We start from the raw sequence: 11837 nt of genomic DNA on the forward strand, positions 1-11837 counted from the left end.
GGAGAATCCGTGACAAAAAGCATCGGAATCGCAGTCATCGGCGCAGGCATGGCCGGCTTGTCCCACATCGCCGGCTACCGCACCGCCCCCACCCTCTACGAATCCAACCTGCCACCGCTGCGCTACGTCGCGGTGGCCGATGTGAACACCGAGCTCGCAGCCAAAGTTGCCAAGCGTTACGGCTACGAAAAGGCACTGGGCTCCTGGCAAGAGGTGGCCAACGATCCGGACATTGATGTCGTTTCGGTAGTGATTGCCAACCGCTTCCACCGCGAAGCCGTTGAAGGTCTGCTGGCCGCCGGCAAGCACGTATTGTGCGAAAAGCCGCTGGCCGACACCCTAGAAGAAGCCCAGGCCATGGCCACAGCGGCCCGCAACGCCAACTCCATTGCCCGCGTCGGCTTCACCTTCCGCCGCACCCCGGGTATCGCCACGATCCGGAACCTAATCACCGATGGCACCCTGGGCAAGGTATTGCATTTTTCTGGTCGCTATTGGACCGACTACGGCCACAATCCACAGGCTCCAATGAGCTGGCGGTTCAAGGGTGAGGCCGGCTCTGGCGCACTGGCCGATGTGGGAAGCCACCTGTCTTACATCGCCGAATTCCTGGCAGGCGACATCGTTTCGGTCAGCGGCGGGCAGCTGAGCACCAGCATCACCGAACGCTTCCTGCCGGCCGGCGCCGTGACCGGACACGACCTGGTGAAACTAAGTGATAAATCGGAACCGGTGGAGAACGACGACTATGCGGCGTTCAACGTCCAGTTCGCCGAAGCCTCCGGCAGCCTGGAAGTCTCCCGTGTCGCCGCCGGCCACCCGAACTCACTGGCCTTCGAGGTCTTTTGCGAGAAGGGCGCCGCGCGCTTCAGCCAGCTGCGTCCGTCGGAAATCGAAATCATGCTCAGCGAAGGGCCCTCGGCGACCAACGGCTATCGCACGGTGAACCTCGGTCCGGAGCATGCTTACCTCGGCGGCGGGCTGCCCATGGACGCACCAGGTGTCGGCTTCGGCCAAAACGACGCCTTCAGCTATCAAGCCCGTGCCTTCCTCGACGAAGTCTGCGGCCTGGACACCGACCTTCCCCCGAATGCGACATTCGACGAGGGAGTGCACAATATGCAAATCCTGCAGGCGGTCGTCCAGTCCGCCGGCAACGACGGAAAGAAGGCAGCCCTGTGAAACTCGGTGTATACAACGCAATCCTCCACGACCGCCCCCTGCCCGAAGCGCTCAAGATCATCAAAGACCTGGGACTGACCGGCATCGAGCTGAACACTGGCGGATTCTTGCCAGCAGTCCATGTGCCCAATTTCGACCAGATTCTGCAAAGCGATAGCGCCCGGGACGACTTCCTGGAGATCTTTGACCACGCCGGCGTGCAGATTGCCGGGCTGAACTGCAATGGCAACCCCTTGCATCCCAACCCGGTTATTGGCGACCGGCACGCCGAAGATATCCGCCGCAGCATTAGGCTCGCGCAGCGCCTGGGACAGCATCGTGTTGTGACCATGTCCGGCTTGCCCGGCGGTGAACCGGGTGCCACCCGAGTCAATTGGGTGGTGAACGCTTGGAACTCGGCAGCACTGGAGCAGTTGGATTACCAGTACGGCCTCGCGGCCGAGTTCTGGAAGGAGATGGATATCCTGGCCCAGGACAACAACGTCAAGGTCGCCCTGGAGCTGCACCCGCAGAACCTTGCTTTTAATCCGGCCAGCTTCCGTGAACTCATCGAACGCGCCGGCACCAGCAACATCGGCGTTGAGCTCGATGCCTCGCACCTGTTCTGGCAGCAGATGGATCCCGTGGCCGTGGTTCGGGATCTTGGCTCATGGGTCTTCCATGCCGCCGCCAAAGACGTGCGCATTAACCCGCATGCGGCTATCCAAGGGGTGCTGGACAACAGCTTCCGCAAAAAGAGCGCGGACGAACCACGCACCAATATGGGCGGGGACGAATGGGTTAATGAATGGCCGGATAACTCGGCCTGGGACTTCGTGGCCTTGGGCAAGGGACACGGGACCGCGTTCTGGACCGAGTTCCTGCGTGCCCTGCACGAAGTGGACCCAGAGATGCTGGTGAATATCGAGCACGAGGATACCGAATTGGGTGCAGTTGAGGGGCTTGAGGTGGCCGCCAAGGTACTTCTCGACGCCGATGCTGCGCTGAGGTCTTCGCTGGCTACCCGCTAGCAAACTGGCTCAACAACTAGCGAAGCCCGGAATTCACGAAAATGAATTCCGGGCTTCGCTTGTGCGTTGCTAAAGTTCGTCGAGCGGCCTCTAGACAGTGCGGACGACTGCTTCGTAGTCGAAGCGGTCCTTTGGTGCACCGATTTCGCCTTCGGCTGGTTGGCCGATATTCAGGACCAAGAAGCTCTTCTGGTCGCCTTCTGGGAAGAAGGAAGCATCAATGGCGGAGAAGTCTGCACCGGTCATGGGACCAACGGCGAAGCCCAGGCTGCGTGCAGCCAGGATGAAGTAGCCTGCCTGCAGGTGGGCGTTGTTGTTGCCGGTGGAGGCAGTGAAGTCGGCATCGGCGTCGTACATGGCCTTGGGTGCGTTGTAGCCTGGCAGGAAGTTATCCCACTGCTCGTGCCATGCGGTGTCATAGCTGAGGATTGCCACCAGCGGAGCTGCGGCAGTCTTGGCCCTGTTGCCATGCGACAGCGCGTCGACCAGGTTCGCGCGTGCTGCGTCGGACCGTACGTAGGTCACGCGCAGCGGCTGGGAGTTGAAGGCAGTTGGGCCGAACTTGGCCAGCTCGTAGATCTCCTGGGCCTGCGCCTCGGTGACTTCGCCGGCGAAGGCGTTGGCGGTGCGTGAGTCGCCAAAGATGGAGTTGATCGCGCCGGAGCCGATCTGGGTTTCGTCAGATGCAATAGTCATACTCATACCTTTCGGATCGGCCCGCGGCCACTGGATTGGGCCACTGCCGGGCTCGGTCTTCTTCTACCGATATCCAACTAAGAACAGCTTCGCCTCATTCCAATTATTAGCGTGTTCTATGCAACATGGAGAACAGCGGCAAGCGTGAACCACGGCTTCTGGGCCAGCACCTGCCGAGCCAAATCCGGCCCTAAAAACTAGTTGAGATCACTCGATTCCCAGGACCGGCCCAGCGGCGATGCAGCTTGGCACAGCCGAGCGCACACAGCGCGATGGCTGCACCAAAGTAGGTTACCGCCATCGATTCGCCGCTGATCTGGCCTACCCAGCCCAGCCCTAAGGCACCCAGTGCAGTCAGTGCGTAGCCCAGCACCCAAAAGGCTGAGCTGGCGCTGCCTCGATGTCGCGGCTCAATGCGGCGCAACACGATTCCCAGGCCTACCGGGAACAATGCGCCGTGGCTCAGTCCCGCAACGATCAAGCCGGCAAGATACATCGCCATCGCCAAGCTTCCGCCAAGTCTTGGTGCTAGAGCTATCAGCACCGCACCAATCGCCAAGCCGGCATACCCTAGGTGAATTTTTTCGCTCACCAGCTTCCCTCCGGCCTTCTGGCCCACCGCCGTGGCGACAAAAATCAATGATCCGATGAGCCCCAGCAATCGCAGGTCCGTAATGCCGAAGGCACGGACCACCAAAATGGAAGTCATCGCGGTGCAACCGCCCATCACCGCGAAGCCCAAGGTCATCAGCCCGCCCACGCAGAAGTCGCGCAATGCGACGCGTGGCACCAGCGGAAGGCTGAGTTTCAATCCGTGTCCGCGGTGCATCACGCTGTCCGGGGCCATGGCAAGCAATGCGATGCACAGACCTGAAAGTACTGCGTGAACGCTGAAAGCAATCATCGGGACGGATGGGAAGAAGAAGGTCAGAAATGCAGCCAGGGCTGGCCCGCTGCCCAGACCCACCATATTGGCCACGCTGGAAATGCTGGCACCGCGTCCGGAGCTGGAGACCAGATCAGTCAGATAGGCGGTCGCCGTTCCAGTGACCAGCCCGGCACACACCCCGGAAAGGGCGCGGGCAATGAACAGCATGGGTGCCTCGGCGGCCATTGCATAGAGTATTCCGCTGGCGGCCGAAGCGAGAAGCCCCAGGATCATGACGGGTTTTCGGCCAATGGCATCAGATAGGGAACCGAAGATGCACAATACCGCGAGCACCACGATGGCGTATATCGCAAAAAGTTGCGTTGAGGCGGCGGTGCTTAGGCCGTATTCATCCTGAAGCATCGGATACAACGCGGTGGGCATCGTGGTACCGCACATGGCGACCGCATAGGTCCCCAAAACGACAGTCAAGGGCCAGCCGCGGATTCGGCTTGGTTTTGTGCGCAGGACCATGCCAAGACCTCGCTCCCATGTTGCGTAACAACCCGAGCCTAGATAAGTCCTAATGTCCTGTCAATGTTATTCATTATTGTTGCTGATTAAACCGCGCTAAATCAGCAGCCCCAATCAGTCCGGCCACCGGGCCCAATTCCGCCTGGCTGATCTTCGCAAAAGGACGGTATCCCCTGCCAGGCAGGGTGCGGCGATAGGTCTCCTCCGCCGTGGAAACCAGTTGCTTCGACGCAGCACCCAAACCGCCACCGATAACGACGGTTCCCGGGTCCAGAACCGAGACCAGATTCGAGATGCCCAGACCAAGCCATTCGCCCATATCCGCAATGAGATCGGCACAGGCCGGGTCGCCCTCTGCGGCAAGTCGAGTTACCTCTGCGCCGGTGACGGCCTCCGGGTCATCGTCCACGGCCTCGCGCAGCCGGAAGGCCACCGGCGATTTGCTGCGCACAAGTTCGGCTCCTTCTCGGCCCAAGGCATTGCCAGAAGCGTATTGCTCCCAGCAACCGCGGTTGCCGCACGCGCACCGATGGCCGCCGGGAACGATCACCTGGTGCCCGAATTCTCCAGCAATGCCGGACTTGCCTCGGTGGATCTGCCCTCCGAGGATCACTGCCCCGCCGATTCCCGTTCCGAGGGTCAGGCACACCATATCGCTCTCACCGCGGCCTGCGCCGAAACGGTGCTCGGCCCAGCCGGCAGCGTCAGCGTCATTTACCAGAGTCACCTCGTGTCCAACGAGCTTCATCAGGCGGTCGCGCACCGGTTCATTTCGCCAGGACAGGTGGGGGCTGAACAGCACATTCTGCCCCTTGCGGTCCATCCAGCCAGCAGCGCCAATACCCACCGGCAACGCTTCGTTGCCCTCCGAGAGCTCGCGAATCATCTCAGCCAGGGCACGTTCTGTCCCCGCCACATCATGGTCGGGCGTCTCGCGGCGGATCTGCCCGAAGGCGTTCCCCTCTTCGTCGACGAGGGCTGCAAGGATTTTGGTGCCACCGATGTCAACGCCGATGGAAAGATTTGCTGGACTCACAGTCATCCAGCTTAGACCCTCGCAAAACGCCGACAGTTCCAATGCGCCGCTGGTGCCTAGGACTGTTCACGCGCAGGCGCGACCTTCCACGCGTTGCCCACCATCTGGCATCCCTGCGAATTCAGGACTCATGCAGGCTATTTACCGCCAACTACGATTCATTTCGACCCGCCCCCGCCAAGCGGGCTGCTCCCGAACGATTCAGGGTCTAAACTCCGGGTTAAATGATTGGCTACAAGGTAGCATCCGCTCGCGAGATGTCGCAGTCCGGGAAGACACCCAACGGCTAAGGGCTGAATTGGGGTTTGTACCATTTCCGAGATTTCCCTCGCTTACCATGCCCACTGCTCATAGTGCGGAAAACGTCGAGCGGAACGTGGCCGCACCAGGTTCGAATTCGTGCAGCATGCACCGGAAGGATCCGTCCCAGGGCCTCCATAGGAAATCGGTTCACTGCGCCCATCGACCAAGGAATTCAATGCATTGCTTGTTTCCATGGGAACGCCCGAATTCAATGCCCTCGGGGTCCGCTGGTAGACCATCTTCGCTGCCGCGGGCATCATCGCCCGCGCAAGTGCGGCCGGAGAATAGTTGGAGCACAAATGAAAGTGCTCGCAAACCGGGGTTTGCGAGCACTATCCGCTGATGGTTATTTCTCGTCATCGAGCACTTCGTCGACGCTGGGGGCAGGTTCAGCCGTTTCCTCAGTGTTCCGCGGTTTTGGCAACTCTGGGTACAGGCATCTCGATGGCCCCCGTCTGGATCTGCTCGAATTCTTCCGGCGTGACCACGGGGATCTCGTAACCCTCTTTGTCGATGAGCTTTCCACCTTCATAGTGGTCTCCCTCTATCAGCCCGCAGATTTCTTCGCGCTTCACCATGCGCGGCGGGGCGGCGGAGAACACCGAAGAGTTCTTCGAATTCCCGAATTTCAGTTCGTTGAATAGCAGGTTCAACAGCACCGCCATGATCGCGGCCGAAGAGATCCCCGAGTGGAAGATCGTTTCGAACCAGCTTGGGAAGCTCGCATAGAAGTCAGGTTTGACGATCGGGACGCAGCCAAAGGAGATCGATGCTGCCACGATGACTAGGTTCATCCCGTCATATTTGATCTTGGACAGGGTTCGAATTCCGGAGGCGGCCACGGTGCCGAAGAGCACGATTCCGGCACCGCCGAGCACCGGGGTGGGAATCGCGGCGACCACACGCCCCAGGATCGGCAGCAGGCCGAGCACCACCAGAATGCCGCCGCCGGCCGCGACCACGAAGCGGCTGGTGATCCCGGTGATGGCCACCAAACCGACATTCTGCGCGAAGGCCGACTGCGTGAAGGTGTTGAACAACGGAGCCACGGCCGAGGAGGCCATATCGGCACGCAGCCCGTCGGCAATGCGCTTTGAATCCACCCGGGATCCGGCGATCTCACCGACTGCCAGAATATCGGCGGTGGTTTCGGTCAGGATAACCAGGACCACGATGGTCATGGAAATGATTCCGCCCAGCTCAAAGACCGGCATGCCAAAGGCCAGCGGCTGCGGGAAGGCGAAGACCGAGCCGGTACCGACCGCGGAGAAATCTGCCATCCCGAGCAGGGCCGCGGCCACGGTGCCGAAGACGATAGCCAAAAGGATCGACATCCGCGAAATTGCGGCGTTGCCGACCTTGGAAAGCAGCAGCACGGCGAGCAGCGTACCGGCGGCGAGCCCGATGTTCGGCAAGGAACCGTAATCGGGAGCCTCGGCGCTTCCTCCCATGGCCCAGTTCGCCGCGACCGGAGTCAGCGAGATGCCGATCATCGTAATGACCACCCCGGTGACCACCGGCGGGAAGTACCTAATCACCCGCGCGAAGAACGGCGCGATGAGGAACCCGATGAGCGCGGCAACGAGAACCGCGCCGAAGACCGCCTGGATGCCTCCTCCCCCGTTGACGATGGCAACCATCGTGGCGACCGAGGCAAAGGAGGTTCCCTGGACCAGCGGCAGCTGAGCTCCGAAGAAGGGAATTCCTACAGTCTGCAAGATAGTTGCCAGCCCGCCAATGAACAGGCAGCTGGCCACGAGCAATCCGACTTCTTCGCTGCTCAGCCCCGCCGCACCGCCGATGATCAAGGGCGGGGCGATGATTCCCCCGTACATGGTCAGGACATGCTGAAGCCCGTAGGCCAGTGACTTGCCAAATGGTAATTTAGCGTCCTCTGGCCGTAGTGCTTTGATAGATTCATCAGGTGTAGCGCTCAAGGCTGACCTCCTACGTCAGTCGCTGCCATAAAGGGTGTGCCGGTGTGTCCGCACCGGCACACCCTTTTCACATCGGGTTAGATAAATGCAGGGATATTGGCCCACACCGGATGGTTGACCTCGGTTCCCTCGCGGGAGAGGGTAGCTTCGATCAGTCCATAGGGCCGATCTGCGGCAAAGAACACTTCATTTGGGTTGTCCTGGCCGAAGACTTCCAGGTCCACCCGGAAGTGGTGCTTGTTCGGCAGGGACATCTTGATCTCTGCAATTTCCGGATGCGCCTCAAGAACCGCTTGGCCCATGTTGTACATGCTCTGCTGCAGCGCGTACGAGTGGGTCTGCGCAAACTGGGTGAGCATCAGCGAACGCACCGAGCTGTATACGGCGTCGTAGTCGATGCCGGCCGCCACGGCCTCCGGGTTATAGCGCCAGCGGGCGGTGACATCGGTGGCCAGGATGCGGTCGGTGGTTTCCTTCAGCGTCGTGTACCGATCAACCGGGAATCCGTGGAACTCGCTGCCCGTGGACTTCAGGACGGTGAGGCCTTCCAGCCCCGCGACGATGCTCTTTTCTCCGTCGGACCCGATTTCCAGGACGGCCGTGCGAATTTCGGACTTGTTCTGCGAGAAGGCGTGGTCGTGGTCGTTGATGCGGTCCCAGAAGAACTGCTGCGCCGCCCATCGGCCACCGGTGATCCAGTCGAATTCGCCGGTGAAATGATTTCCCAGCTGAACTAGGAAGTCTTCGATGGCGCCCACGCCGTTGCGGGCCAATCCGTAGACGGTGTTCTTCTGGGTGTCGGTGGGTACGACTCGGGCGTTGTCTCCGTCGATGTGGGCGGCCGTGAAGTCGCCGTGCAGCTGGCTGGTGACGTTCAGATCCTGGATCTGGTGGCGATCGGTGTCGCGGGTGATTTTTACCAGGCGGACCTCGGCCTTGCCATACTGGTTGGATCCAAGCACGATCTTGGTTCCTGCTGGGGCATTGATTTCGGTAGTCATGGTTCTAACTTCCTCGGTACGTGGAATATGCAAACGGGCTGATAAGAAGAGGTACGTGGTAATGCTGGTCGACGTCATTGACGTAAAAGTCGATGCTTACCGCGGGGAAGAAGCTTTCCGTTCCCTGCTTCCCGAAGTAGTCGCCGGTTTCGAAGGAAATCCGGTAGCGTCCTGCTTCAACCTGAGCCGGCCCCAGAGTCTTGATGCGGCCGTCCGCATCGGTGAGTCCGGATCCGATTTCTTGCCAGCCGGATGCCCTGTTGGCTTCCAGCGTGGCCTTGACACCGGAGGCAGGCCTCCCGGTCCCGGTGTCGAGAATGTGGGTGGTGATGTGACTGCGTACTGCGGTCGATTCATCCATGAAGTACTCCTTAGCTCAAGGGTTGGCTTTAGCCGCTGACCGCGCTGGACATGCGGAGCAGCGCAATCGCACGCAACTGCTCGGCTACTTCGCGCAATTCGGTGTCCTCGTCATTGCCGAGGCGGCGTTCGCATTCGGCGAGGATTTCATTGCTGCTCCGCCCCGCGGCACGGATGAGGAAAACCCTGTTGAAGCGGGCTTCATAGCGGCGGTTGGCTTCGGCCAGACGGGAGGTGACATCGTCATCGAGCCGCAGGCTTGCTTGCTCGCCCCGGGAGAGCGAAGCTTCGGCGGAATCTCCCTGAGCCCGCTCGCCGATGCGGGGGTGATGCGCCAGCGCCGCAGCGATTTCTGACTCGCCAAAGGGCGCGGCACTGCGTTGGGCTGCGGCCGTTAGCGCAGCACTGTCTGCATAGGGGCGTGCGGCCACAAGCTCGTTGATCCAACGCTCCACATCGAGGCATGGCCGCAAGACGGCGGCAGCGTCTGCCTCGGGTAAGTTGTTAAAAACATGCAGGTCCATCGGGTGATCAGCTCTTTTCTTACACCACGATCCGATGGCTGAACACCCTTACCACCGATGGTTCTATCGGCTTCGACTCGATGTTTTTGGATCGTGGAATCTTCGTTCCACTACTGTAAGCCAACTCACACTACCTCCGTCAAGTGGTTTTCGAGGGAGATTTTTTGAAGTGTGATTTATTGTCGGAAATTTCGGTCGCAGGGAAGTTTTTAGGCCGAAACCCTTGCCAGGAGCCGCGCTCACCCGACATACTGTTTTCGTAGGACAAAAATAAACTTCCGCATTACGGAATCAACTTATCGCAAAAGGAGGGTCGCCATGACCGCCAACCAGTCGGCAAGCATCAACTACTCACCTAAGGAAGCGCGGGTCCTCTCGGCGACCGCGGCGCTCCAGACGGGCATGTTCCAGCCAATCGAGAATCTGGACCCTGACATGTCCCCGCGGGCACGCATCAACACTTCGGCACCGAGCTTCCTGGACCGCCTGCTGCGCAGAAACTAGTTCGCCGACCCCTAGGGGTGCAAAACTTCATAAAGGCCATGTTCCGGAGGCGCCGAGCATGGCCTTTATGTTCTTAAATGGCCCACGTCAAACGGACGTGGGGCTCAAGGGAGGCATCGAAAGATCATTGCGCTGCGTGCTTGGCACCGGGATCGTTCCACGAACCCGCTTCGGCGCGAGCTTCAACCATGAAGAGAAGTGCTGCCCGCGAGGATCTACTTGAGCACCAGCTGCGCCAATACCGGAAGCGCGATTACCGACAGGGCGCAGGTAATCACGATGGCCAGCGCCGTCGGCTCACCGTCACCGGTGTCATTGTGAGCCATGATGTAGGCCGTGGCGGAGGTCGGCATAGCTGCCATAAGCACCGCGGTGTTGAACCACATCGATTCGAGATCCGGCGCGAAAATCCAGAGCATCGAAACGGTCAGCAGAGGCAATGCCGCCAGCTTGCCAACCACCATGACCAGCATGGTTCGCTTGGCTCCACGCACCTTGGTATGCGCCGTCCCCGCCCGCCGGTCCAGGGTGCGCTGAACGGTGCGCCGCAAGGATAGACCGATTACGAACAAGGCTCCGGGGGCTGCCGCGGCGGCAATGAGGTCTACGGTGTCATCAAGCGGTTTTGGAATGGGGATCCCCCACATCACCACTGCTCCGCCAAACACCATGGCCCAGGTAACCGGGCTATAAAGCAGTGCATTGCGAACCGTCAACGCGATCCGGCGACCGCTGGGCTTATGCCTGTTTCCCGGGCCTGCCGGCATCATCAGCTGGGCCAAGATGGGAAAACCCACCATAAAAATAACGTTGTGGACCAGCTGCCCCATGCCTGCGGCGAGACCGGCTTGGCTGCCGAGCACCCCGAGAACTACCGGAATTCCCAGATAGGAGACGTTGCCAAAGCTGGTGCTGAGCATGCCAGCCAGGCTCCGCCCGCGCTCTACGCGCAACACATAGCGGAAAAGGACCCAACAGATGAGGGCGAATGCCAACGTCGAGACGATGCTGACCCACAGGAAATCGAACGGAACTCCCCGACTAACATCGGCCCGGGCAACCACCTTGTACAGCAATGCAGGCAGTGCCACGTAAAAGACAAAAACGTTCAGAGCCGGTTCCACGCTGGGCGGGAATTTCGGTGAATAACTGACCGCGTAGCCAATGAGCATCACGAAGAACAGCGGCAGGACACCGAACAGCACGTCGAGGAACACAAGACTCCTTCAAAGTTCATTTTTGAGTCTTTCCAAGCCTAGTTGTCCTTCCCGCGGCAACCTGCATCGGCTTCGCTGGACCTGCCGAACTTCAGGCATGCTCCGGCGGATTCACATACGCGGCTGCCATGGCACCTGCGACTAGGCTAGATGCCAAAAGGAGTTAATATGCCATCTGCAAACATGCCGACGTCCAGCATCCTGATCACCGGAGCCGGCTCCGGCATAGGTCGGGCCACCGCACGGCTGCTACTAGCCCAGGGCTGGAATGTGGTCTTGGCCGGACGCACCGAACAGACACTGCAGGAAGCAGCACAAGGCCACGGCAACGCTCTAGTGGTCCAAGCCGATGTCTCCTCCGCCGAAGAGGTTCGATGCCTATTTGCGAAGGCGACCGAGCATTTTGGTCGTCTCGATACGCTATTCAACAATGCCGGAACGTTCGGTCCCGCGGTCTCCATCGATGAGCTAAGCGCGGAGGACTGGGAGAAAGTCTGCCAGGTGAACCTGACCGGAGCGATGAATTGTGCCCGCGAAGCTTTTAAGCATATGAAGCTGCATGGCGGCGGAAGAATTATCAACAATGGATCAATTTCCGCTCAAGTGCCCCGACCACGGTCGGTGGCCTATGCAGTTACCAAGCACGCCATCACGGGGCTGACTAA

At 60.1% G+C, this 11837-nt stretch carries 12 protein-coding genes; 4 read left to right on the forward strand and 8 right to left on the reverse strand.

All coding sequences use genetic code 11. The features are described 5' to 3' along the window. Positions 1–9 precede the first annotated feature (9 nt). Entirely contained in the window at positions 10–1182 is a 1173-nt protein-coding gene (locus tag ACT3UQ_RS12135) for a Gfo/Idh/MocA family protein (RefSeq protein WP_181148324.1), read from the forward strand. Then, positions 1179–2192: a sugar phosphate isomerase/epimerase family protein gene (locus ACT3UQ_RS12140; RefSeq protein ID WP_105569348.1), complete on the forward strand. Its 1014-nt coding sequence runs from the start codon at positions 1179–1181 to the stop codon at positions 2190–2192. The genes ACT3UQ_RS12135 and ACT3UQ_RS12140 overlap by 4 nt, the downstream gene beginning before the upstream one ends. A 90-nt stretch (positions 2193–2282) precedes the next feature. Here ACT3UQ_RS12140 and ACT3UQ_RS12145 read toward each other — a convergent pair whose 3' ends face one another. The 7 genes from ACT3UQ_RS12145 to uraD all read right to left on the reverse strand — a co-directional run bounded on the left by ACT3UQ_RS12145 (position 2283) and on the right by uraD (position 9451). Next, complete coding sequence (locus ACT3UQ_RS12145; protein WP_096282795.1) at positions 2283–2888, reverse strand: malonic semialdehyde reductase; 606 nt, start codon at positions 2886–2888, stop codon at positions 2283–2285. A 190-nt stretch (positions 2889–3078) separates the two neighbouring features. Further along, positions 3079–4290 (reverse strand): MFS transporter, encoded by a 1212-nt coding sequence (locus tag ACT3UQ_RS12150; RefSeq protein WP_444637179.1) that lies wholly within the window; start codon positions 4288–4290, stop codon positions 3079–3081. A 73-nt stretch (positions 4291–4363) separates the two neighbouring features. Next, a complete protein-coding gene (locus ACT3UQ_RS12155) occupies positions 4364–5326 on the reverse strand; it encodes an ROK family protein (RefSeq protein WP_258133620.1) in 963 nt (320 codons plus the stop codon). A gap of 704 nt (positions 5327–6030) precedes the next feature. Beyond that, a complete protein-coding gene (locus ACT3UQ_RS12160) occupies positions 6031–7566 on the reverse strand; it encodes a nucleobase:cation symporter-2 family protein (protein ID WP_176484040.1) in 1536 nt (511 codons plus the stop codon). Positions 7567–7643: 77 nt separating this feature from the next. Continuing rightward, positions 7644–8567 carry a factor-independent urate hydroxylase gene (gene pucL, locus ACT3UQ_RS12165; protein ID WP_105569345.1) on the reverse strand — a complete coding sequence of 308 codons (924 nt, stop codon included), beginning with the start codon at positions 8565–8567 and terminating at the stop codon, positions 7644–7646. Positions 8568–8571: 4 nt separating this feature from the next. After that, the gene (gene uraH, locus ACT3UQ_RS12170; protein ID WP_105554012.1) at positions 8572–8928 is read right to left on the reverse strand and encodes a hydroxyisourate hydrolase; all 357 of its coding nucleotides are present in this window, start codon (positions 8926–8928) and stop codon (positions 8572–8574) included. A gap of 28 nt (positions 8929–8956) precedes the next feature. Continuing rightward, positions 8957–9451, reverse strand: a complete 495-nt coding sequence (gene uraD, locus ACT3UQ_RS12175; protein ID WP_105554013.1) for a 2-oxo-4-hydroxy-4-carboxy-5-ureidoimidazoline decarboxylase — start codon at positions 9449–9451, stop codon at positions 8957–8959. A gap of 318 nt (positions 9452–9769) precedes the next feature. Here uraD and ACT3UQ_RS12180 point away from each other — a divergent pair, with 318 nt between their 5' ends. Beyond that, entirely contained in the window at positions 9770–9955 is a 186-nt protein-coding gene (locus tag ACT3UQ_RS12180; protein WP_096282807.1) for a hypothetical protein, read from the forward strand. A 215-nt stretch (positions 9956–10170) separates the two neighbouring features. Here the strand turns inward: ACT3UQ_RS12180 and ACT3UQ_RS12185 are convergent, their stop codons facing one another. Then, positions 10171–11172, reverse strand: a complete 1002-nt coding sequence (locus tag ACT3UQ_RS12185) for an AEC family transporter (RefSeq protein ID WP_105554014.1) — start codon at positions 11170–11172, stop codon at positions 10171–10173. 168 nt (positions 11173–11340) lie between these two features. Here ACT3UQ_RS12185 and ACT3UQ_RS12190 point away from each other — a divergent pair. After that, positions 11341–11837 (forward strand): SDR family oxidoreductase (locus tag ACT3UQ_RS12190; protein WP_444637180.1); only part of this gene is annotated, 497 nt, incomplete at its 3' end.

Source organism: Glutamicibacter sp. AOP12-B1-11, assembly GCF_052379245.1.
GTDB lineage: Bacteria > Actinomycetota > Actinomycetes > Actinomycetales > Micrococcaceae > Glutamicibacter.

Coding starts and splice junctions, on each gene's coding strand:
- ACT3UQ_RS12145 (WP_096282795.1), bottom strand. CDS start 2,888: ATGACTATTGCATCTGACGAAACCCAGATCGGCTCCGGCGCGATCAAC.
- ACT3UQ_RS12150 (WP_444637179.1), bottom strand. CDS start 4,290: ATGGTCCTGCGCACAAAACCAAGCCGAATCCGCGGCTGGCCCTTGACT.
- pucL (WP_105569345.1), bottom strand. CDS start 8,567: ATGACTACCGAAATCAATGCCCCAGCAGGAACCAAGATCGTGCTTGGA.
- uraH (WP_105554012.1), bottom strand. CDS start 8,928: ATGGATGAATCGACCGCAGTACGCAGTCACATCACCACCCACATTCTC.
- uraD (WP_105554013.1), bottom strand. CDS start 9,451: ATGGACCTGCATGTTTTTAACAACTTACCCGAGGCAGACGCTGCCGCC.
- ACT3UQ_RS12180 (WP_096282807.1), top strand. CDS start 9,770: ATGACCGCCAACCAGTCGGCAAGCATCAACTACTCACCTAAGGAAGCG.